The sequence below is a fragment of the Bacteroides sp. FSHCM14E1 genome, from assembly GCF_019633785.1.
In the GTDB taxonomy this organism is placed as follows: Bacteria; Bacteroidota; Bacteroidia; order Bacteroidales; family Bacteroidaceae; genus Bacteroides; species Bacteroides hominis.
The window spans coordinates 551,376-575,110 of sequence record NZ_JADKYL010000001.1 but is presented as its reverse complement, the minus strand read 5'-3'; the positions used below and the strand labels follow the sequence as shown (position 1 = coordinate 575,110).

Here is a 23,735-nt window from a genome sequence, read left to right as displayed (position 1 = left end):
CACGTACTTTTACAGACTCATTATCAGTGTCATGTATAGAATCGCGTAATCTGTGGTGTTTCTTTTTGATACATACCTTCTAACGTTTATGAAACAAGAACTAAAGAATAAACTTGCATTTTTGGCAGATAAATACGAGGTAGCCGAATTTATTATGGACGACCCTATACAGTTTCCACATCGCTATACCGGCAAGTCCGATATTGAGATCTCTGCCCTGGTAGCCTCTTGGATTGCTACCGGAAACCGGAAGGCTATTATCAAAAGCGGCGACCGGATTGACCGTGAACTGTTCTCGAATGCTCCTTACCGGTATATACTTAGTGAGGAGTGGAAGAAATATCGAGGAGTAAAAACCAGCTTCTATCGTTATTATTCCTGGAATGATTTCTATTTACTTTGTCAGGCTTTGTATGCGGCCTATCAGGAATATGAAGACCTGGAGTCGCATTTGTGCCATTCGCTTTCTTGGGGTACTCCGTTGGAAAGACTGCAATCCGTGTTCGGACATATCAATGGGATGCCTGCTTTGGCAAGTGCTTCCGAAGCGAAAAAGATGTGTATGTTCCTGCGCTGGATGATTCGTCGGGATTCTCCTGTGGATCTGGGTATCTGGCGGAGTTTTGATCCTTCGGATCTGATTATTCCTCTCGACACGCATGTGCATCGCATTTCAGTCGATCTTGGACTGACCGATGCACGTAAATGTCTGAAGACTGCGCGTTGTATTACCGATGCATTGCGGGAGATATGGCCGGATGATCCGGTGAAGGGAGACTTTGCACTTTTCGGGTTTGGTATCAACGAATCCATAAAAAGTTAGACGGTGTTATAAGAAACTTTTTAGCTTGACTATCTGTTCTTTAAGCGATAAATGATATGTTAAACCTCCTTATGGCGTAAAATTATGACTAAGAAAGAAGAAGTTTTAGTAGAAGAGGGCAGTCGGCAAGCACCCGAGAAGTATTATATCAAAATAACTCCTGACGGCCCTTATCTTGTTTATGGTAATCCTCCCATTGACCAGGAAATTATTCTTCCCAATGAAGAAGGTTCTTCGTGGGTGTATCAACGCGGGCTGAGTTTCGACAGTTCGGCCACTCCGGTAGCTCTGTGCCGTTGCGGGCATTCCCGCCATAAACCCTTCTGTGACGGTTCTCATAAGCGTGTCACCGATTGGGACTCTAATGAAACCAATAACAAACGTCCGTTACTTGAAGAAGCCGAGGAATTGGAAGGCCCCGCCATGGTGCTTGCCGATAACGAAAAGTATTGTGCTTTTGCCCGTTTCTGCGATGCACGCGGCCGAATCTGGAATCTGGTACAACTCGCTGAAACGGAAGAAGAGCGTGAACTTGTCCGTCGCGAGGCCAGCCATTGTCCTGCCGGGCGGCTCGTCGTTTGGGACAAAGAGACGCAAAAAGTCTTCGAACCGCCTTTTGAGCCCTCTATCGGTATTATTGAGGATCCCGGAATCAGAGTGAGCGGACCTATTTGGGTAAAAGGCGGTATCCGCATAGAGAGTGCGGATGGCAAAAGCTATACAATCAGGAACAGGGTGACTTTGTGCCGTTGCGGACAGTCGTCCAATAAACCGTTTTGCGACGGTACACATGCTTCCATGGGATTCAGCGACGGACTTCCGTTGGAAGAAAAAGGCAAGAAGTGGTGATTCTGCTTTCTGAAAAATCATAAATAAGCCGGTTGTCAATCGATAAACCGGCTTGTTTATGAACTGCCCTGCCGGGTTCCCTCTTAAAATTATAGATAAAGAATGATCACAGTTCACCCATTTTTAGTATTTTTGCATCCTGTTTTGAAGATAGAAAACTTTAAAAGAAGAAAAATATAATGGCAAAAGAACTGAAAGACCTGACCAAACGCAGCGAAAACTATTCGCAGTGGTATAATGATTTGGTAGTGAAAGCCGATTTGGCAGAGCAATCGGCTGTACGCGGATGTATGGTGATTAAGCCTTACGGATACGCTATTTGGGAGAAAATGCAACGTCAGCTGGACGATATGTTTAAGGAAACCGGACATGTGAATGCTTATTTCCCGTTGCTGATTCCAAAATCATTCTTGAGTCGTGAAGCTGAGCATGTGGAAGGCTTTGCCAAAGAGTGTGCCGTAGTTACTCACTACCGCCTGAAGAATGCCGAAGATGGTTCGGGTGTGGTGGTTGACCCTGCTGCAAAGTTGGAAGAAGAACTGATTATCCGTCCGACTTCCGAAACAATCATCTGGAATACTTATAAAAACTGGATTCAGTCTTATCGTGACCTGCCTATCTTATGCAACCAGTGGGCAAACGTTTTCCGTTGGGAGATGCGTACACGACTGTTTCTCCGTACAGCAGAATTCCTGTGGCAGGAAGGCCATACGGCACATGCAACACGTGAGGAGGCAGAAGAAGAAGCAATCCGCATGCTGAATGTATATGCTGACTTTGCAGAGAAATACATGGCGGTTCCGGTGGTGAAAGGGGTGAAGTCGGCCAATGAACGTTTTGCCGGTGCGCTTGACACCTATACCATTGAAGCGATGATGCAGGACGGCAAGGCGTTACAGAGTGGTACGTCTCACTTCCTGGGACAGAACTTCGCGAAAGCGTTTGATGTGCAGTTTGTTAATAAAGAAAATAAGCTTGAGTACGTATGGGCTACTTCATGGGGTGTTTCTACCCGTCTGATGGGTGCATTGATCATGACCCACTCGGATGACAACGGTCTGGTATTACCTCCACATCTGGCTCCGATTCAGGTAGTGATCGTTCCTATATATAAGAATGACGAGCAGCTGAAACAGATTGATGCCAAGGTAGAAGGTATTGTAGCGAAGCTGAAGGCATTGGGCATTTCGGTCAAATATGATAATGCCGATAACAAACGACCGGGCTTCAAATTTGCCGATTATGAACTGAAGGGTGTACCGGTTCGTCTGGTAATGGGCGGACGCGACCTGGAAAACAATACGATGGAGGTGATGCGTCGCGATACATTGGAGAAAGAGACCGTTACTTGCGATGGTATCGAGACATATGTTCAAAATCTGTTGGAAGAGATTCAGGCCAACATCTACAAGAAAGCGCGTACTTATCGCGATTCACGTATCACTAAGGTAGACAGCTACGATGAATTCAAGGAAAAAATCGAAGAGGGCGGTTTCATTCTGGCTCATTGGGACGGAACTACGGAAACAGAAGAGAAGATCAAGGAAGAGACAAAAGCTACTATTCGTTGTATCCCGTTCGATTCGTTTGTTGAAGGTGACAAAGAGCCCGGTAAGTGTATGGTAACCGGCAAACCTTCTGCTTGCCGTGTGATATTTGCTCGTTCTTATTAATAATTAATATAAGGTATAAGGAAAAAAGGTTGGAGGTACCGAAATGAACTTCCAACCTTTTTCTTTACTATCGTTATTCTAATAGCCTATGAATCCATTCTTGAATCTTATCTGGCTGCTGTGCGGCGGCATTTTTACTGCGATAGAGTATCTTATTGCAAGTCTCTTGATGATGGTTACCATTATTGGTATTCCATTTGGCTTTCAGACTCTGAAACTGGCCGGGCTTGCTTTATGGCCGTTCGGCAAAGAGGTGAGGAGCACCCCCGATTCGGGAGGTTGCCTCAGTATAATAATGAATATAGTCTGGCTGTTTCTTGGTGGAATTTGGATCAGCCTTTCTCACCTGGGATGGGGGATTCTGCTTTGTATCACAATCATTGGTATACCATTCGGGAGACAACACTTCAAACTTGCCGGACTGGCTCTGACTCCCTTCGGAAAGGTTATTGTCGATAAGGGCTTTTAATCGTTCTATCTTCTTCACATCCCTTTTCGGTATTCATACACTTTCCGTTTTTGTATTCTTTCTTTGTAAGAGAGACATACGAAAATAAAAACTGAAGAAAAGAGAGCGTCACATCGGATGCTCTCTTTTCATTTCCGATTTAGCTTTGGTGATGTCCTTTACCGTGTCATTCGGGATGCTGTCTCGTGCGGTAGCCTGTTTCTTTCTCAGGTTTCTCAACTTCCATTTATTCCAGAAGAGAAGTTCACTCCATTTATTAAAATCTTTTTTGTACATGATACCGATTCCTTGGGTAGTCAGGTTGGTCCGTGTATAATAACGGTCGTTCGTTTCATTATACGCCTTCAGACGTATGTCTCCTGAGCGGTTGAGCAGCCATTCCGCTTCAAAGTCTCCGATGAAATTGGTATTAGCTAACGGATTATCCCGGTAGCCGAAATTACCATTAATAATCAGACGGTTGTTCAATAACTGTCCGGACAGGATACCTTCTATTTCCATGTCCGTCCAGCCTTTGTCACCGGTACTGAGATTCGTTCCGATGTTCCAGTTGTTGTTATCGAATACCTGCGATAACAGATTGTTTAACTGTCCGGACAGAGTAGAAAATAGGGCTGACGATGTCATATTAGAGTTTTGGGTGCCTCCGGTACTCTCCTGTGGATAGAACTTGCCGATACCCAGCAGATAGAGTATCTGTATGTTCATCTGCTCTTCCGTACTGATGTAATTGCGTACCAGCGTCTGTATCTCGTCCCGTTCGTTGGGGAGTTCGATACCTAATTTAATATTGGGGCGCCAGAGAATTCCGGTCAGGTTCATGATGCAATTCACCTTTACATTGGGTTGCTGGGTGATCGGGTCTGCGGCATCGGGGATCAGGTCATTCAGCGAAGCAGAGTTCACCGTATAACTGGCTTGTATATCGAGCGTCGCATCCAACGGGGGACCGTTGAAAGTGATACTGCTTCCGTCTTTTATGATAAAGTCCTTGCGGATGACTTCCTGCAAGCTGAACTTATAAATACCCTGGCTGATGCGGTAGTTTCCGAACATTTTCACATCTCCTTTATTAAAGAACTCTGTCCGTATGTTGCCGGAGCCCTTACCGCTGATGTAGTCTCCGGCAATGGGGTCCATGATAATTTTCATAGTAGCGTCCGGAGTAGCATCTATCAACAGATTCAGGCGGATATCCGTTTTTGTCTCTTCCTCCTCCATCTCCTGCTGCAGCCGCTCATATTCTGATATTACATTGATGGAATCCTGAACGAATCTGCGCGGAGTTTTGTCAATAAACTTAATGAACTGGTTGCTGGCTGCTGAAGCAGTGGCATTGGTTATGTAGACAAAATTGGTATTGCGGTTGGTCGTGACGGCTGCATTGACTTGCAGTTCCTGCGGATTGCCAACCAGCATCGCATTGCCGGTTCCATACACTTTTCCGTAGAAGTTGATATCAGAACTTTCTTTCGTGTCCATCAGTAACATGTTGTTCACGTTGAATTCGAAGTGATAGCTCAAATCCCTGAAATGCCTGAAATTCAGTTTGCCGTTCATTGTGCCCTGGTGCCCTTCCATATCTGCGATATGTATATTGTCGAAAGTGATACCGGTGGTGGACAGACGGATAGTGTCTTTTACGGCAAATGATGTGTTTAATATTCCTATCTTCAACGACGCATCTGTCATCAGATCCCCTTCGATGTTGAGCTCCTTGAATTTTCCATAGAAATGAGCTTTGCCGCTGGTACGTCCATGTAGGTCTTCGACAATGGAGCGCATGAAATATTGGAGGAACTGAATGTTTGTATGCTCCGTTTCTATATTCAAATCCAGTTTACTTTCCGGCTTTAACGGATAGACGTGCCCGATGACGTGCGTTTTCGATAGCCCTTCTTCTTCCATGTGAGCATCCAGGAAGATGGCACGTTTGTTGTTCTCCCATGCTCCGTAAATATCCATTGCTCCCAAAGAAGCATCATTGAAAGTGAAGTTTTTAAAATGTAAGCGGGTATTCATGACCGGCTCTTTCAAAATGCCACTGGCATACGCCGTTCCGGTGGCATCTCCTTTAAAGTCCACATCGTCAAAATCTACCACATCGAATACGTAACCCACATTGATGTCCTTCAGGTCTACCTTCAGTGTATCTTCGGCATGTTCCGAGATGCGCCCGTTGATGCGGATGTGACGGTCTTTATGCGAGAAATAGAAATTGTTTATATCTACTTTGCCCGAATCTACTACTACTTGTGACGGATGAATCTGCCACAAAGTGTCGTTCAGGATAATGTCTGTCTGCTTAATGTCTACGACTGTTTTCAGTGCCGACTTTTCTTCGGCCTTGCGGAAGAAGCTGGCAGCAGCGGATAATCGTCCGCTATAAGTATTGATGGTATTATTGCCCCAATTGATGTTGGCACTTATGGTATCATTTTGGGCTTGCGCATCCAGTGAGATGCTTACGGCACTCTCTTTTTTCAGGTTATTGAACCGTATCTTGGCCTTGAACTGGTCAGTAGGATTTTCACAGAGCACCAGTCCGGACTCGATAAACGTGTTTTGATATTGTAGCCGGGGGAAATAGCCCTCTACTCGCAGCCGCTGTGCCTGGTCATTGAAGTAACCCTTTACAGTTGAGTGCGTATATATCTTCAATGGGATGTCGAATACGGTAGACAGCAGTTCTGTATTGAATATGTGGACATCGAAACTGAAGTTGTTATTCGTTTCAATCGGCTTCTTATCCGGCTGGATCAATGAAGGAATGTATCGCCGCATAATATTCATTACGCTTGCCGGAAGTGTGTGATACAGATAATTACCTTCAATACTTGCTTTCAGGAAACTGGAGGTCAGTTTCAGTTGGTTTTGTTTGTCTTGTCGAGTGGCTATGATGTTGATATTATCCAGAAAGTAATTCTTTTCGGGTGCGGTGAATTGTAGACTGTCTATGTTGATTTCACCTATCATTTCATCGATGGAACCGCCACGGAAGTTAGCTTTCAGCTTCAGAGAGAATTCTGCGTCCGGATAATCCTTGGTCAGGTTCAAGTCGTGCGGGCGTACTTTATCTATTACAGCATTGAAGTTGAAAGTCGGGATTTTCTCGACTACATTGATGTTACCATTTAAATGTATCGAACCGTTTTCATCATCCAGTGCCACCTTTCCGTCGAAGCCGCCACGTTCGAACTCTCCGTCGAGTGTGATATTCTCATATTTATAATTACTGTATTCGAGGGCAGCTATCAGGCCTTTTAGCGTGATGGCGGGGTACTGGTTACGGTAGTGGCTGCCTTGAACATTCAGATTAAAGGTAATTTTGCCCAGTTGCTTGTTATCCAGCAACTGTCCCAGTGCGAAGTCGGTGGTCTTTACACCTCCCGAATAAGAAAACAAGGCTTTGGCCTTATCGGAACTGAGCTTTAAGTCAGTTTGGACAGAACCAATGTTGGTACGAAACAGACCGTACATGACCAAATCTGTGAAATACCCTGATATTTCACCGTGAAAGGAAGCATTTCCTAAACGCTGCAGAATAGGAGGAACCCCATTGTAATGCGGACTCAGGTTGCGTACCAGGAATCCGATTCCATCGTTATTAGCAGATAGATTGGCAAGATGCCCGTATACATAGGCATCTTGCGGGCGTGATAGATCCTGTAAAGAGACATCTCCCTTCAGTCGGAATTTATCGCCTGCATTAATTTCCAGCGTTTTGCAGTTCAACTGGTTGAGTGTACCTTCTACATCGATGCCCAGATCCAGCTTTTCTTTAAAGTTGGATAGTGCCGGAACAAAAGCTGAAATATCATTCAGGGTCACGTAGGATGGCAGAGTACGGAAAGAGAAGCGGACTTCATCGGCAAAATGATTGAGTGCTCCCAAACTGTCATATTCCATCCGAATGGTATCCATTTTCATTTCGGTACCCGGCATTTCTATAGCAAAATTCTCTATTTTCATGCCTCTGTCATTAGCTATGACTTTCAGGCTCAACTTTCTCAGCTCAAAGCCCGATTGTTCATCCACGCTTAGCCGTTTGATGGCCGCATTGATCGAATCGCCTTGAAGTGCTTTGAGAGAGATGTTGGCAATGATATTATGCAATTTGACATGCTGGGGGTTGAACTTTCCGGGAGTTTCTTTTTCCGACAGTACATCGTAAGCCAACTTACCACGGCGTATCAATATAGAGTTGATACGCAAGTCGAGGCTCTTGTCTGTTTTTACTGTGTCTTTAGAGGCAAATGCGTCAAGGACAAATTTGAAATTAGGGTCCGTATTCGGAGTAGGTTTGTTCAGGTTGATGTTAAAGCCGAACAATTGTACACTGCTGATTGCGATTTTTCCGTTGAATAGGGGGATAATATCAAACTTGGCGGAAAGACGAGTAATTTTAAGCATCTCTTTGCCCGATTGATCGTCGAGCAGCACATCGTCTATGATGATACGATTCAATAGTCCGATATCTATCTTACCGATAGTCAGTTCAGTACCTAATGTCCGGGATAGTTCTTTTGCGACAAACGTGGTCATATTTCGCTGAATAAAAGGAATATTCAGCAAAATGATAGTTCCGATATATACACCTAATATAATACCGATAACCCAGCGTACAGTCTTCTTCAGCGTTCTGATAAGCGGTTGTTTTTATTTTGCGAACAAAAATATAAAATAGTTCGTTATGAATCCTACTTTTATCATTACTTTTGCATCGTTTAAATATCAAAAAGCGTATGAGTACAATTATATTAGGAATTGAGTCTTCCTGTGACGATACGTCGGCTGCGGTAATAAAAGATGGTTTTCTGTTGTCGAATGTAGTGTCCAGTCAGGCGGTGCATGAAGCTTACGGTGGTGTAGTACCCGAATTAGCATCACGTGCGCATCAGCAAAATATAGTACCTGTGGTGCATGAAGCATTGAAACGTGCAGGGGTGACGAAAGAGGAATTGAGTGCGGTAGCTTTTACGAGAGGTCCCGGACTGATGGGATCGTTGCTGGTGGGAGTATCTTTTGCGAAAGGGTTTGCCCGCTCATTAAACATTCCCATGATTGATGTTAATCATCTGACAGGACATGTATTAGCACATTTCATTAAAGAAAAGGGTGAAGAGAATGAACAACCCACTTTCCCATTCCTTTGCTTGTTGGTGTCCGGAGGTAATTCTCAAATCGTACTGGTGAAGGCATACAATGATATGGAGATTCTGGGACAGACAATTGATGATGCTGCCGGAGAAGCTATTGACAAATGTTCAAAAGTGATGGGGCTTGGTTACCCGGGCGGTCCCATTATTGACCGTTTGGCACGTCAGGGCAATCCGAAAGCTTATACATTCAGCAAACCCCACATCCCGGGGTTGGACTATAGTTTTAGTGGATTGAAGACATCGTTTCTTTACTCGTTGCGTGATTGGATGAAAGAAGATCCTGATTTCATCGAACATCATAAGACTGATTTAGCCGCTTCTCTTGAAGCGACTGTTGTAGATATATTGATGGATAAACTCCGTAAAGCAGCCAAACAGTATAAGATTAACGAGGTGGCTGTAGCAGGTGGTGTGTCCGCCAATAACGGTTTGCGTAATGCTTTCCGTGAGCATGCGGAGAAGTATGGCTGGAAGATTTTTATTCCAAAGTTTAGCTATACCACGGACAATGCTGCAATGATCGCTATTACGGGATATTTTAAATATCAGGATAAAGACTTCTGTCCTATGGAATTGCCGGCTTATTCACGTGTGACTTTATAAAAGAAAAGAGGGTAGATCTTTCTTCTTCTTTATATCTATAATATTGAGAAAGCTAAATAAAAAAAATCATGTTTGCAGAGATAATAACCATCGGTGATGAGTTGCTGATAGGCCAGGTGACTGACACTAATTCGGCATGGATGGGACGCGAATTAAATAAAGTCGGTATCGAAGTTATTCGTGTAGTGTCTGTACGTGATCGTGCAGAAGAGATAACCGAAGCAGTGGATGCCTCGATGAAAAGGGCGGATATTGTATTGATGACAGGTGGTTTGGGCCCTACTAAGGATGATATCACCAAACAAACCCTTTGTGAATATTTTGGTACCAAACTGATTTTTAGTGAGGCTGTATTTGAAAATGTGAAGCGGGTATTAGCTGGAAAAATACCGATGAATGCGTTGAATAAGAGTCAGGCGATGGTGCCAGAGAATTGTACGATCATTAATAATCGGGTGGGAAGTGCCTCTGTCAGTTGGTTTGAAAAGGATAGTAGAGTGCTTGTTTCCATGCCCGGTGTTCCTCAGGAGATGACTACGGTAATGAGTGAAGAAGTGATTCCTCGTTTGTGCGCAAAGTTTCATACAGATGCCATTGTACATCGTACTTTTACTGTGCAAAACTATCCGGAATCAGTGCTGGCTGAAAAATTGGAGGCTTGGGAGGTGGCGCTGCCGTCTTGTATTAAACTTGCTTACTTGCCTAAACCCGGTTTGATTCGTTTGAGATTGACAGGACGTGGACAAGATCGTCAGGAAGTAGAGACATACTTAAATGTTGAGAGCGCCAAATTGGAAGCCATTTTAGGTGAAGATATTTTGGATGAAGAAGATACACCGATTGAGATTCTGATTGGGGAACTTCTGAAAAAGAAGAAATTGACCCTTTCCACCGCAGAAAGTTGCACCGGTGGAAGTATTGCAGCCCGTGTTACTTCGGTTGCCGGAAGTTCGGAATATTTTAAAGGAAGTGTAGTGGCGTACTCTAATGAAGTAAAGATGAAATTGCTGGGTGTGTCGATGGAAACGCTTGAAAAGAAAGGTGCTGTAAGCGAGGAAACCGTAATTGAGATGGTAAAAGGTGCGATGAAAGCGCTGAAAACTGATTGTGCAGTCGCCACTTCGGGTATCGCAGGTCCTGGTGGAGGTACTAAGGAGAAGCCTGTTGGTACAGTCTGGATTGCTGCTGCCTATAAAAATGAAATTTGCACTATGAAGCAGGAAACTGACCGCGGAAGAGAAATGAATGTGGAGAGAGCAGGTAATAATGCTCTTCTGTTACTTCGAAAATTGGTGAAATGAAGAAAAATTACTGCTGAATAATGAATTTATTTAAGAAATGCTTGTTTTATATCTATAAAAGTGCTTACTTTGCGCTCTGTTTGAAAGAAGTATAGATTAAAACTATAAAAATAAGATAGAAATGTCGAAGATTTGTCAAATTACCGGAAAGAAAGCCATGATTGGCAACAATGTTTCACACTCAAAGAGAAGAACTAAGAGAACCTTTGATTTGAACTTGTTTAACAAAAAGTTCTACTATGTAGAACAGGACTGCTGGATCAGCCTGAGCCTCTGCGCTGCTGGTTTGCGTATTATTAATAAGAAAGGTTTGGACGCTGCTCTGAATGATGCAGTTGCCAAAGGGTATTGTGATTGGAAAACCATTAAAGTTATTGGCTAAAACGTAAGAGGAGAAACTGATTATGGCAAAGAAAGCAAAAGGTAATAGAGTTCAGGTGATTCTGGAATGCACAGAACACAAAGATAGCGGTATGCCGGGAACATCTCGTTATATCACAACTAAGAACAGAAAGAATACTACAGAAAGACTTGAGTTGAAAAAATACAACCCGATTCTGAAGAGAGTAACAGTACACAAAGAAATTAAATAAAAAAGAAAGAGTATAACCCATGGCAAAGAAAACAGTAGCAAGTTTGCACGAAGGATCTAAAGAAGGTCGTGCTTATACTAAGGTTATCAAAATGGTTAAATCTCCGAAGACTGGAGCTTACATTTTTGATGAACAAATGGTTCCTAACGAAAAAGTACAAGACTTTTTTAAGAAATAAGCCGGTTGCATTAGATTGCAACCTGAAAAATCCTCTCACTGATATTCATTGAGGGGATTTTTTTTGCCAATTTTATTCGCTTCAATTTTTACTTTACGCCAGTTTTATTATATCTTTGTAGCATAATGTATTATACAAATAATTGTAATCATGGGATTTTTTAGTTTTTTCTCAAAGGAAAAGAAGGAAACTTTAGATAAAGGATTATCTAAAACCAAAGAAAGTGTATTCAGCAAGATTGCCCGTGCGGTAGCCGGCAAGTCGAAGGTGGATGATGAAGTGCTGGATAATCTGGAAGAGGTGCTTATCACATCGGATGTGGGAGTAGAGACTACCCTTAATATCATTAAACGTATTGAAAAACGTGCGGCAGAAGATAAATATGTAAATACACAAGAGCTAAACTCAATTCTGCGTGAAGAAATTGCAGCATTGTTGACTGAGAATAATTCGGATGATGTTGCTGATTTCGATGTTCCGGTAGAGAAAAAGCCTTATGTCATTATGGTAGTGGGTGTGAATGGGGTTGGTAAAACAACTACCATTGGTAAACTTGCTTATCAATTCAAGAAAGCCGGTAAATCTGTTTACTTGGGTGCGGCCGATACATTTCGTGCAGCGGCTGTAGAACAGCTTGTAATTTGGGGAGATAGAGTAGGTGTACCGGTGATAAAACAAAAAATGGGTGCTGATCCCGCTTCGGTTGCATTTGATACATTAAGCTCGGCCGTTGCTAATGATGCGGATGTTGTGATTATAGATACAGCAGGACGCCTACACAATAAGGTCGGTTTGATGAATGAACTGACGAAGATTAAGAATGTAATGAAGAAGGTGGTACCTGATGCTCCGAATGAGGTGTTGCTGGTGCTTGATGGTTCAACCGGGCAGAATGCCTTTGAGCAGGCTAAACAATTCACGTTGGCTACAGAGGTGACTGCCATGGCTATAACAAAACTGGACGGAACGGCAAAGGGAGGCGTTGTTATCGGAATTTCAGACCAGTTTAAGATTCCGGTGAAATATATTGGATTGGGTGAAGGTATGGAAGACCTGCAGGTTTTCCGCAAGAAAGAATTTGTAGACTCCTTATTTGGAGAGAATGCATGAAAAGAAAAACTATAGATATCATAACATTAGGGTGCTCTAAGAATTTGGTGGATTCGGAGCAGTTGATGCGTCAGTTGGAAGAAGCCGGATATGATGTTACCCATGACTCGGAAAAACCGACAGGAGAAATAGCAGTTATCAATACCTGCGGTTTCATCGGTGATGCGAAAGAAGAATCAATTAATATGATTCTGGAATTTGCCCAGGAAAAAGAAGAAGGAAATCTGGAAAAACTTTTTGTTATGGGCTGTCTTTCGGAACGCTATTTAAAAGAATTGGCGATTGAAATTCCTCAGGTTGATAAGTTTTATGGTAAATTCAACTGGAAAGAGTTGTTGCAGGACTTGGGAAAAGCCTACCATGACGAACTTCATATTGAACGTACGCTAACTACCCCTAAACATTATGCTTATCTGAAAATATCAGAGGGGTGTGACCGTAAATGTTCTTATTGCGCTATACCAATCATTACAGGACGTCATGTGTCTCGTCCCATGGAAGAGATCTTGGACGAAGTGAGATACTTGGTTTCCAATGGTGTGAAAGAGTTTCAGGTGATTGCCCAGGAGTTGACTTACTATGGAGTCGATTTATACAAGAAACAAATGCTCCCGGAATTGATTGAGCGTGTTTCTGAGATTCCGGGTGTGGAATGGATACGTTTACACTATGCATACCCGGCACATTTTCCTGAAGACTTGTTTAGAGTGATGCGTGAACGGGATAATGTATGCAAATACATGGATATAGCATTGCAACATATTAGTGATAACATGTTGCAACGTATGCAGCGTCATGTGACCAAAGAAGACACCTATCGGTTAATTGAACAGTTTCGTAAAGAAGTTCCCGGTATTCATTTACGTACAACGTTGATGGTGGGGCATCCGGGTGAAACAGAAGAGGATTTTGAGGAATTGAAAGAGTTTGTTCGTAAAGTCCGTTTCGATAGAATGGGAGCTTTTGCTTATTCAGAGGAAGAGGGCACGTATGCGGCAGCTAATTATGAAGATTCTATTCCTCAAGAAGTGAAACAGGCCCGCTTGGATGAACTGATGGATATTCAACAGGGGATTTCTGCTGAACTTAGTGCATCTAAGGTGGGGTGGCAAATGAAAGTTATCATTGATCGTATAGAGGGTGATTATTATGTTGGGCGCACTGAATTTGATTCTCCGGAAGTAGATCCTGAGGTATTAATAAAGTGCGAGGGAGATAGTCTGAGGGTTGGTAACTTTTATCAAATAGAGGTGATTGATTCCGATGAATTCGATCTTTTTGCGAAAGTTATCTAAAGATATTTCCCTAAGAATTTGTTTTTTTCATTCGGATTGACTAATATAGCAACACACTTTTAAAATTGTAGTATTTTGAATAACAAAGAATTTACTTCAGAACTTTCGCGCAGGTTAGGATATAATACAAAAGATACTTCTGACTTGATAACTACTCTGCTGTCTGACATCATTCAGGAGCTGCAGGAAGGTAATGCTATAGGAATACAGGGATTTGGTGCTTTTGAAGTAAAAAAGAAGGCTGAGCGTATTGTCATCAATCCTGTCACCAGACTACGCTTGTTGGTTCCACCCAAACTGGTGTTGGCATTCAAGCCAAGTCCAATCTTAAAGGATAAGTTTAAAGAAGCATTTCCGTATGAATGAAAGGTTGACTATACAGAATCTTGTTGATTTACTGGTTAGCAGGCATGGGGTCCCTCAAAAAGATGCCGATGTTTTTGTTCGGGAGTTTTTTCTGTTGATAGAACAGGCTCTGGAGAATGATCAGTACGTGAAAATCAAGGGGCTGGGAACATTTAAACTGATAGGGGTTAATAGCCGTGAAAGTGTAAATATCAATACAGGCGAACGAATTAAGATAGAAGGACATACAAAGATTTCTTTTACTCCTGATCCTTCTTTGCGGGATATTATTAATAGGCCTTTTTCTCATTTTGAGACGGTTGTACTGAATGAGAATACTGTATTGGAAGATACGCCGATAGAGGAATTGGAGGGAGATCCGGTGGATGTGCCTGGAGTAGAAGGGGTACAGTTTATGGAGGATGTCTCAGGGAAAAAGCAGATTGAAACAGAGCCTATAGAGGCAGCAGAGCAGATAGAAACAGTAGAATCGGAGGGTATGCCGGAGCAAAGCACTGAGAATGCTGAGACTACTACTGGGGATATTGAGGAGGATACGAAAAAAACGGAAAATATAGAAATTGGAGGTCGAATGGTTGATGTGCCAGAAGAAGTTGAAAAGGAAACCTGCAAGGATACGGGCACAAAGACTATTATAGAAATAGAAGGATTATCTGTTGATGAAGTATCGGAAGACATTAAACCAGATAAGACTGACGAAGGATTCGAGGAAGAACAAGAGCAGGCGGAAAAAGAAATAGAAGAAGGCGAGGCTCCTAAACTGACTGCAGAAGAAATAATTGCTCGGGAGATTCAGAAAACAGAAGTTCCGATTGTTCCTATGAGAAAGGAGAGGCACCCCCAAAAAGAAATTAAATTCAAAAAAGAGAAGTCTCCTGTCCCTTATTTGGTAACTATCATAGCGGTTGTTATGCTGCTTTGTGGTGCGGCTCTGGTTTTTGTTTATTATCCGGATTTGTTTTCTAAAGAAGAAATGCAATCAACCGTAATTGAAGCGGTGGAGAAAAAAGAGCCTATAAAGGAAGTCCCGTTAGATACTGTTATGAAAACAGATACTATAGCCGAAGTGGTGGTAAAAATGCAGGATAAACAACAGGTAGTGAATCCTAAACCTGTGTCGGTGAAAACGGATAAAGTATCGGAGAGTAAATCGGTTTCTCAGGAAAAGGTTACTAAGAAGGTGGTGTCAATACCTGTTAAGCCGGATTCTGTAAATTACATAATTACCGGTACTAAGACTACCTATATGATGAAAGAGGGGGAGACTTTAACCAAGGTCTCTTTACGCTTCTATGGTACAAAAGATTTGTGGCCTTATATTGTTAAGCATAATCAGGGAGTGATTAAGAATCCGAATAGTGTGCCATATGGTACTGTACTTAAAATACCGGAACTTGTTAAAAAGTAACGGCTTTGTATGGCACCCGGGTGTATAAACTTGTATACATCCGGGTGCCGTGTTTATGTTATACAAATACAAAAGCGTATGAAAGTACCTTAATCTAAAGACTTCGCATTGTTTTTTAATAAAAATTAGTTGGAATGGTTAAAGATATAGTGTACTTTTGGAATCGAAATTAAAAAGCCTTACAACATAGGTTTCATTTATATTATAAGTAAGAAATTAAACAATAAAATAATTAGTATTTATGGCTGAATCAATTGACATCCGCGAATTGAACGAGCGGATTGAAAGACAGAGTGCTTTCGTTACCAATCTTACAACAGGCATGGACCAGATCATTGTGGGTCAGAAACATTTGGTAGAGTCACTGTTAATCGGGCTACTTTCTGACGGGCATGTATTGCTTGAGGGTGTACCAGGATTGGCAAAAACTTTGGCAATCAAGACATTGGCTTCGTTGATCGATGCAAAATACAGCCGCATACAGTTTACGCCTGATTTGTTGCCTGCCGATGTTGTAGGTACTATGGTTTACAGTCAGAAAGATGAAACCTTTCAAGTGAAAAAAGGTCCGATTTTTGCTAATTTTGTATTGGCCGATGAAATAAACCGTGCGCCTGCCAAAGTACAGAGTGCCCTGCTTGAAGCCATGCAGGAACGTCAGGTGACCATTGGTAAAGAGACATTCTTGTTGCCTGAGCCATTCCTTGTGTTAGCTACACAGAACCCGATTGAGCAGGAAGGTACATATCCGCTTCCGGAAGCTCAGGTAGACCGTTTTATGCTTAAGGTGATTATTGATTATCCGAAGCAGGAAGAGGAGAAATTAATTATTCGCCAAAACATTAATGGAGAGAAATTCAATGTGAAACCTATTTTGAAGGCAGAAGAAATAATTGAAGCCCGTAAAGTAGTACGCCAGGTTTATTTGGATGAAAAGATTGAACGTTATATTGTAGACATCGTATTTGCTACACGTTATCCCGAAAAATATGATTTGAAAGAGCTGAAAGATATGATTGGATTCGGTGGTTCACCTCGTGCTTCCATTAATCTGGCTTTGGCTGCACGTACTTATGCATTTATTAAACGTCGTGGCTATGTGATTCCGGAAGATGTACGTGCTGTTGCACATGATGTCCTCCGGCATCGTATCGGATTGACATATGAAGCGGAAGCCAGCAATGTAACTTCTGATGAAATTGTAAGTAAAATATTGAATAAGATAGAAGTGCCTTAATTTTAATTGAGAATGAATAATCCTCAATTACCAACTTTCAATTCTCAATTAAATAGATGGAAACAAGTGAAATTCTAAAAAAAGTTCGTCGGATTGAAATAAAGACGCGTGGATTGTCGAACAATATTTTTGCAGGACAGTACCATTCGGCCTTCAAAGGTAGAGGTATGGCTTTTTCTGAGGTGCGTGAATATCAGTTTGGTGATGATATACGTGACATTGACTGGAATGTGACAGCGCGTTTTAACAAACCTTTTGTGAAGGTGTTTGAGGAAGAGCGCGAACTGACGGTGATGTTGATGGTGGATGTTTCCGGTAGTTTGGAATTTGGCACCGTAAAACAGCTGAAGAAGGATATGGTAACAGAAATTGCAGCTACTCTCGCATTTTCTGCTATTCAGAATAACGATAAGATCGGAGTTATTTTCTTTTCAGACAGAATAGAAAAATTTATTCCTCCCAAGAAAGGGCGTAAACACATTCTGTACATTATTCGTGAACTGATTGATTTTAAGCCCGAAAGTCGTCGTACAAATATTCGCCTTGCTCTGGAATATCTGACGAATGTCATGAAAAGACGTTGTACAGCTTTCATTTTATCCGATTTTATAGATCAGGAAAGCTTTAAGAATGCAATGACCATAGCCAATAGGAAACATGATGTTGTCGCTATTCAAGTATATGACAGGAGAGTAGCTGAGTTACCGGCAGTAGGTTTGATGCGGATTAAAGATGCGGAAACCGGACATGAACAGTGGATAGACACATCTTCGGCCGGAGTGCGTAAGGCGCATCATGAATGGTGGGTAAATAAACAAACTGAGTTAGACGAAACGTTTACAAAAAGTAATGTTGATTCTGTTTCGGTACGTACTGATCAGGATTACGTGAAAGCGTTACTGAATTTATTTGCTAAACGAAATTAACAGGAAAGATGAATAAAAATATATTTCTGATAGTATTGTTATTTCTGGTTTCTGGCAGAATTGCTGCACAGTCTGTGACTGTCGATGCTAAAATAGACTCTTTGCAAATTCTAATAGGAGAACAGGCAAAAGTGCAGTTACAAGTAGCGATGGATGTGAAGCAGAAAGCTGTTTTTCCGGTATTTACAGATACGCTGGTACGTGGGGTGGAAATTGTGGAAACTGCTAAACCTGATACACAGTATTTAAATGATCGCCAGAGAATGTTAATTACCCAGGAGTATACGGTAACTTCTTTTGATTCAGCTTTATATTATATTCCTCCTATGGGTGTGAAGATCGATAATAAAGAGTATAAATCGAAAGCATTGGCATTGAAAGTGTACTCAATGCCTGTGGATACTTTGCATCCTGATCAGTTTTTTGGTCAGAAGACCGTTATGAAGGCTCCTTTTGCATGGGAAGATTGGTATGGCTTGATTGGTTGCTCTTTTTTGGCATTACCACTGTTAGGATTGCTCATTTATTTGATTGTTCGCATCCGTGATAATAAGCCTATTATTCGTAAAATAAAGGTTGAGCCTAAGTTGCCTCCACATCAACTGGCAATGAAAGAGATAGAGCGTATTAAGACAGAGAAGATATGGCAAAAGGGACAACCAAAGGAATATTATACGGAATTGACAGATGCTCTTCGCACATATATTAAGAATCGATTTGGTTTTAATGCATTGGAAATGACTTCATCTGAAATTATAGATAAATTGCTTGAATTTAATGATAAAGAAGCTATATCAGATTTAAAATATTTATTCCAGACAGCCGATTTGGTTAAATTCGCTAAGCATGATCCGCAAATGAACGAAAATGATACGAATTTAATTAATGCAATTGATTTTATTAATGAAACCAAACAACCGGAAGAAGAGAACCTGAAGCCACAGCCTACTGAAATCACCATTATAGAGAAAAGGTCTTTGCGTACAAAGATATTACTGATATGTGGTATTGTATTTTTGTCGGCTGCTCTTATTGGAACCTTTGTATATATAGGGTTACAACTCTATAACTTGTTTGCGTAATAGGTTTTGACTTTTATCATATAAAATAAGAAATAGTAAATTGTAAATAGAATGGTTTTTGCCAATATTGAATATTTGTTTTTGCTGCTGTTACTTATACCATATATTGTGTGGTATATAATGAAGCGGAAGAAGACGGAGCCGACTCTTCAGATTTCTGATGCACGTGTATATGCACATGCACCGAAAAGTTATAGGAACTATTTGCTGCATGTACCTTTTGGTTTGCGCATCATTGCTCTAATATTGATCATCTTGGTTTTGGCACGCCCTCAAACAACCAATAGCTGGCAAAACAGCGAAATCGAAGGTATTGATATTATGTTAGCTATCGATGTATCTACCAGTATGTTGGCAGAGGACTTGAAGCCTAATAGATTGGAGGCTGCTAAAGATGTAGCTGCGGAATTTATTAATGGCCGTCCGAATGATAATATAGGTATTACGCTTTTTGCCGGTGAAAGTTTTACTCAGTGTCCTTTAACGGTAGATCATGCTGTATTACTGAATCTATTTCAAGGTATTAAGTGCGATATTATTGAGGATGGGACAGCAGTGGGAATGGGAATTGCTAATGCAGTAACTAGGCTGAAAGATAGTAAAGCAAAATCAAAAGTGATTATTTTGCTGACAGATGGTACAAATAATAAAGGGGATATTTCTCCATTGACAGCTGCTGAAATAGCAAAAAGTTTTGGTATACGTGTTTATACTATTGGTGTGGGAACAAATGGTATGGCTCCTTATCCGGTACCGGTTGGGGGAACAGTACAGTATATTAATACGCCGGTTGAAATTGATGAAAAAACCCTTACTCAAATAGCAGGTATTACGGATGGAAACTATTTTCGTGCTACCAGCAATTCGAAACTGAAAGAGGTTTATGAAGAGATTGATAAATTGGAGAAAACGAAATTGAACGTGAAAGAGTATAGTAAGCGTCAGGAAGAATATCGTTGGTTTGCGCTGGCTGCTTTCTTATGTGTACTGCTTGAACTACTGTTACGTAACTCAATATTGAAGAAGATACCATAAAATAGATAGAAAGATGTTTCGATTTGAAGAACCTGCATATTTATATTTGTTGTTGTTGCTACCATTGTTGGTAGCCTTCTATCTTTTTTCTAACTATAGAAGGAGGAAAGCTATTCGTAAATTCGGGGATCCGGTATTGATGGCACAACTGATGCCTGATGTATCTAAATATCGTCCGGATGTAAAGTTTTGGTTGGTATTTACCGCCATAGGTCTGTTTGCGGTATTGTTAGCCCGTCCACAATTCGGCTCTAAACTTGAAACTGTAAAGCGTAAAGGAGTAGAGGTTATGATTGCATTGGACATTTCTAACTCTATGCTTGCACAAGATGTTCAGCCAAGTCGTTTGGAAAAAGCTAAGAGGCTTATATCTAAATTAGTAGATGGTATGGAGAATGACAAAGTGGGCATGATTGTATTTGCGGGAGATGCTTTTACTCAGTTGCCCATAACGAGTGATTATATTTCCGCTAAGATGTTTCTGGAATCTATTAATCCTTCGTTAATATCTAAACAAGGTACAGCTATTGGTGCAGCGATCAGTCTGGCAGCTCGCAGCTTTACTCCACAAGAAGGAGTAGGACGTGCTATTGTAGTGATTACCGATGGTGAGAACCATGAAGGCGGGGCTGTTGAAGCTGCTAAAGAAGCTGCCAAAAAAGGTATTCAAGTGAACGTTTTGGGAGTTGGTTTGCCCGATGGTGCTCCTATTCCAATTGAAGGTAGTAACGATTTTCGCCGTGATCGTGAAGGCAATGTAATTGTGACCCGTTTGAATGAGGCTATGTGTCAGGAAATTGCAAAGGTAGGGAATGGGATTTATGTTCGTGTAGATAACTCAAATTCTGCGCAAAAGGCTATTAATCAAGAAATTAATAAGATGGCTAAATCAGATGTTGAGTCTAAAGTGTATACAGAATATAATGAACAATTCCAAGTAATTGCTTGGATGATATTGCTTTTATTATTGGTAGAGATGTTGATTTTAGATCGTAAAAATCCATTGTTTAAAAACATTCGGTTGTTTTCTAATAAGTAATAATGTGTATGTCAAGAAGTAAATATATATTATTCGCTCTGTTGCTATCCCTCTCTCTGGGTACATTTGCACAAAAGGCTGAGCGTGATTATATCCGTAAAGGCAATCGTCTTTTTAAGGACAGTGTTTTTGTGGATGCTGAGGTTAATTACCGAAAAGCATTAGAGGTGAATCCCAAATCAACTGTTTCTATGTATAATTTGGGTAATACGTTGTCGCAACAGCAAAAGTTTAAAGATGCGATGGAGCAATATGTAGCTGCAACTCAAATAGAAAAAGATAAGGCCAAGTTGGGACAGATTTATCATAATATGGGAGTATTATTCCAGTCTGGTAAAGATTATCAGAAAGCGGTTGAAGCATATAAGATGTCTTTGAGAAATAATCCGAAAGATGATGAAACCCGTTATAACTTGGCATTGGCTCAAAAGTTGTTGAAAGATCAACAGCAAAATCAACAGAACCAAGACCAAAATCAGGATCAGAATAAAGATGATCAGCAAAAGCAACAAGATAATAAAGATCAGAATAAGCAAAATGATCAAAATAAGGATAAACAGCAGCAGCAACCTCCTAAGTCTGAGAAGAACGACAATGAAATGTCTAAGGAAAATGCAGAGCAGTTGCTTAATTCTGTAATGCAAGATGAAAAAGGTGTTCAAGATAAAGTGAAGAAGCAACAGACTCTTCAGGGAAGACGTTTAGAGAAGGATTGGTAATAATAAAATAATTGATGATAAAAACTTCAGAGGAAATGAGAAAATTGATTTTCTTATTGATTACACTGGTAGCGGTGACTACACAGGCGTGGGCTGATGGGAAGGTAGTATTTACTGCATCTGCACCTGATGCTGTAGTAGTGGGTGACCAGTTTAGGTTATCGTATACAGTAAATACGATAAAGGTAAGGGATTTTCGTGTGCCTTCTATAAAAGGATTTGATGTATTAATGGGACCTAATCGTTCGCAACGTATGCAATCGATTAATGGGGTTACCAATAATAGTATTACTTTTACTTATATTCTGATGGCCACGGCTGAAGGAGAATATTCTATTCCGGGTGCTACGATTACGGCAGATGGAAATCAGATGGTTTCTAATTCGGTAAAAATAAAGGTTCTTCCTCCCGATAAGACTGGAGGAAGTACTGGCAGTAGTAGCGCTTCGTCATCAAGTAGCCCAACTGGGATATCCTCTTCCGTTTCCAATCAGGATTTGCTTATTACTGCTACAGCCAATAAGACTAATGTATATGAACAGGAGGCTTTCCTTTTAACTTTTAAAATTTATACTCGTGAGTCCCAACTTCGATTTGAGAATGTGAAACTACCTGATTTTAAAGGATTCCATTCTCAAGAAATAGAAATGCCGGCTAATGCTAAATGGTCACAGGAACATTATAAGGGAAGGAATTATTTTACGACTGTATATCGTCAATTTGTATTATTTCCTCAACAATCCGGAAAGCTGACGATTGAACCTGCACGTTTTGATGCTACTATCGCGAAAGCTGTACAATCTGATGATCCATTTGATGCTTTTTTTAATGGTGGTAGCAATTATGTAAATGTGAGTAAGGTAATCATGACACCCAAGATCACAATTAATGTAACTCCGTTGCCTGCTGGTAAACCCGCTAACTTTTCTGGAGGAGTAGGGGAGTTTAGCGTCACTTCTTCTATTAATTCTAAAGAAGTGAAGACGAATGATGCTATAACGGTAAAGCTGGTAATTTCAGGAACTGGTAATTTAAAATTAATAGCTAACCCGGAAATAAAATTTCCGGAGGATTTTGATGTATATGAACCGAAGATGGACAGTAAAGTTCGTCTGACTCAAGAAGGACTTTCAGGGAGTAAGGTTATTGAATATCTTGCCATTCCGAGACATGCTGGAGTTTATAAGATTCCGGGAGTTTCTTTCAGTTATTTTGATATAAAGTCAAAGTCTTATAAAACACTGAGTACTGAAGACTATGAAGTCAAAGTGGAAAAAGGGGCAGGAAATGCAGATCAGGTTATTGCAAACTTTACTAATAAAGAGGAACTGAAAATATTAGGTGAAGACATCCGCTATATAAAATTGAATGATGTTAAACTTCAGCCGAAAGATAGTCTTTTATTCGGTTCTTTACTTTATTGGCTATTCTACATTATTCCTGCTGTTGTATTTATTATATTCTTCATAGTTTACCGTAAGCAAGCTGCAGAAAATGCAAATGTAGCTAAGATGCGTACAAAGAAAGCTAATAAAGTAGCTGCAAGACGAATGAAGTTGGCTGGAAAATTACTTGCAGAGAATAAGAAAGAAGCATTTTATGATGAAGTACTTAAAGCTTTATGGGGGTATATTAGTGATAAACTCAATATTCCGGTTTCTCGTTTGTCAAAAGATAATGTGGAAGATAAACTTAGAAATCATGGAGTCAGTGACGAGTTGATAAAAGATTTCTTGGCTGCTCTGAATGAGTGTGAGTTTGCACGTTTTGCACCGGGAGATGAAAGCCAAGCCATGGATAAGGTTTATTCATCATCGTTGGAAGTGGTTAGTAAGATGGAGAATTCAATAAAACGCTAAATTAGAGA

Annotated in this window: 21 protein-coding genes; 20 read left to right on the top strand and 1 reads right to left on the bottom strand. The window is 41.0% G+C overall.

The features are described from left to right. Nucleotides 1–88: 88 nt before the first annotated feature. From ISX59_RS02465 to ISX59_RS02450, 4 genes are all read left to right on the top strand, one after another. The gene (locus ISX59_RS02465) at nt 89–823 is read left to right on the top strand and encodes a TIGR02757 family protein (protein WP_220575621.1); all 735 of its coding nucleotides are present in this window, start codon (nt 89–91) and stop codon (nt 821–823) included. Between the two features lie 84 nt (nt 824–907). Continuing rightward, nucleotides 908–1,672 carry a CDGSH iron-sulfur domain-containing protein gene (locus ISX59_RS02460; RefSeq protein WP_220575620.1) on the top strand — a complete coding sequence of 255 codons (765 nt, stop codon included), beginning with the start codon at nt 908–910 and terminating at the stop codon, nt 1,670–1,672. 179 nt (nt 1,673–1,851) lie between these two features. After that, nucleotides 1,852–3,345, top strand: a complete 1,494-nt coding sequence (gene proS / locus ISX59_RS02455) for a proline--tRNA ligase (RefSeq protein WP_005777918.1) — start codon at nt 1,852–1,854, stop codon at nt 3,343–3,345. Nucleotides 3,346–3,433: 88 nt separating this feature from the next. Further along, on the top strand, nt 3,434–3,814 hold the full coding sequence (locus tag ISX59_RS02450) for a YccF domain-containing protein (protein WP_005820355.1): 381 nt from the start codon (nt 3,434–3,436) through the stop codon (nt 3,812–3,814). A gap of 108 nt (nt 3,815–3,922) precedes the next feature. Here ISX59_RS02450 and ISX59_RS02445 read toward each other — a convergent pair whose 3' ends face one another. Then, nucleotides 3,923–8,359, bottom strand: coding sequence for a translocation/assembly module TamB domain-containing protein (locus ISX59_RS02445; protein WP_220575619.1), 4,437 nt, complete (start codon nt 8,357–8,359; stop codon nt 3,923–3,925). A gap of 200 nt (nt 8,360–8,559) precedes the next feature. Here ISX59_RS02445 and tsaD point away from each other — a divergent pair, with 200 nt between their 5' ends. The 16 genes from tsaD to ISX59_RS02365 all read left to right on the top strand — a co-directional run bounded on the left by tsaD (nt 8,560) and on the right by ISX59_RS02365 (nt 23,727). After that, complete coding sequence (gene tsaD, locus ISX59_RS02440; RefSeq protein ID WP_005777909.1) at nt 8,560–9,579, top strand: tRNA (adenosine(37)-N6)-threonylcarbamoyltransferase complex transferase subunit TsaD; 1,020 nt, start codon at nt 8,560–8,562, stop codon at nt 9,577–9,579. A 68-nt stretch (nt 9,580–9,647) separates the two neighbouring features. Continuing rightward, on the top strand, nt 9,648–10,880 hold the full coding sequence (locus ISX59_RS02435) for a CinA family nicotinamide mononucleotide deamidase-related protein (protein ID WP_220575618.1): 1,233 nt from the start codon (nt 9,648–9,650) through the stop codon (nt 10,878–10,880). 121 nt (nt 10,881–11,001) lie between these two features. Further along, nucleotides 11,002–11,262, top strand: a complete 261-nt coding sequence (rpmB, locus tag ISX59_RS02430; RefSeq protein ID WP_002560154.1) for a 50S ribosomal protein L28 — start codon at nt 11,002–11,004, stop codon at nt 11,260–11,262. Nucleotides 11,263–11,284: 22 nt separating this feature from the next. Then, entirely contained in the window at nt 11,285–11,473 is a 189-nt protein-coding gene (rpmG, locus tag ISX59_RS02425) for a 50S ribosomal protein L33 (RefSeq protein WP_002560155.1), read from the top strand. 19 nt (nt 11,474–11,492) lie between these two features. Beyond that, nucleotides 11,493–11,651: a DUF4295 domain-containing protein gene (locus ISX59_RS02420; RefSeq protein ID WP_005777897.1), complete on the top strand. Its 159-nt coding sequence runs from the start codon at nt 11,493–11,495 to the stop codon at nt 11,649–11,651. A 150-nt stretch (nt 11,652–11,801) separates the two neighbouring features. Further along, nucleotides 11,802–12,761 carry a signal recognition particle-docking protein FtsY gene (gene ftsY, locus ISX59_RS02415; RefSeq protein ID WP_022011375.1) on the top strand — a complete coding sequence of 320 codons (960 nt, stop codon included), beginning with the start codon at nt 11,802–11,804 and terminating at the stop codon, nt 12,759–12,761. Then, nucleotides 12,758–14,056: a 30S ribosomal protein S12 methylthiotransferase RimO gene (rimO, locus tag ISX59_RS02410; protein ID WP_122142144.1), complete on the top strand. Its 1,299-nt coding sequence runs from the start codon at nt 12,758–12,760 to the stop codon at nt 14,054–14,056. Before ftsY ends, rimO begins: the two co-directional genes overlap by 4 nt. A gap of 75 nt (nt 14,057–14,131) precedes the next feature. Further along, nucleotides 14,132–14,422 (top strand): HU family DNA-binding protein, encoded by a 291-nt coding sequence (locus ISX59_RS02405; RefSeq protein WP_005777892.1) that lies wholly within the window; start codon nt 14,132–14,134, stop codon nt 14,420–14,422. Then, nucleotides 14,415–15,830: an HU family DNA-binding protein gene (locus ISX59_RS02400; RefSeq protein WP_220575617.1), complete on the top strand. Its 1,416-nt coding sequence runs from the start codon at nt 14,415–14,417 to the stop codon at nt 15,828–15,830. Before ISX59_RS02405 ends, ISX59_RS02400 begins: the two co-directional genes overlap by 8 nt. Before the next feature lie 241 nt (nt 15,831–16,071). Next, nucleotides 16,072–17,067 (top strand): MoxR family ATPase, encoded by a 996-nt coding sequence (locus tag ISX59_RS02395; RefSeq protein WP_005777888.1) that lies wholly within the window; start codon nt 16,072–16,074, stop codon nt 17,065–17,067. A 56-nt stretch (nt 17,068–17,123) separates the two neighbouring features. Next, nucleotides 17,124–17,993: a DUF58 domain-containing protein gene (locus ISX59_RS02390; RefSeq protein WP_005806284.1), complete on the top strand. Its 870-nt coding sequence runs from the start codon at nt 17,124–17,126 to the stop codon at nt 17,991–17,993. 8 nt (nt 17,994–18,001) lie between these two features. After that, nucleotides 18,002–19,075 (top strand): membrane exported protein, encoded by a 1,074-nt coding sequence (locus tag ISX59_RS02385; protein ID WP_032539271.1) that lies wholly within the window; start codon nt 18,002–18,004, stop codon nt 19,073–19,075. Nucleotides 19,076–19,126: 51 nt separating this feature from the next. Further along, complete coding sequence (locus ISX59_RS02380) at nt 19,127–20,110, top strand: VWA domain-containing protein (RefSeq protein ID WP_032531023.1); 984 nt, start codon at nt 19,127–19,129, stop codon at nt 20,108–20,110. Between the two features lie 13 nt (nt 20,111–20,123). Beyond that, the gene (locus tag ISX59_RS02375; protein ID WP_005777880.1) at nt 20,124–21,149 is read left to right on the top strand and encodes a VWA domain-containing protein; all 1,026 of its coding nucleotides are present in this window, start codon (nt 20,124–20,126) and stop codon (nt 21,147–21,149) included. Nucleotides 21,150–21,157: 8 nt separating this feature from the next. After that, complete coding sequence (locus ISX59_RS02370; RefSeq protein ID WP_175413947.1) at nt 21,158–21,868, top strand: tetratricopeptide repeat protein; 711 nt, start codon at nt 21,158–21,160, stop codon at nt 21,866–21,868. A gap of 35 nt (nt 21,869–21,903) precedes the next feature. After that, a complete protein-coding gene (locus tag ISX59_RS02365) occupies nt 21,904–23,727 on the top strand; it encodes a BatD family protein (protein ID WP_032539373.1) in 1,824 nt (607 codons plus the stop codon). Nucleotides 23,728–23,735 lie beyond the last annotated feature (8 nt).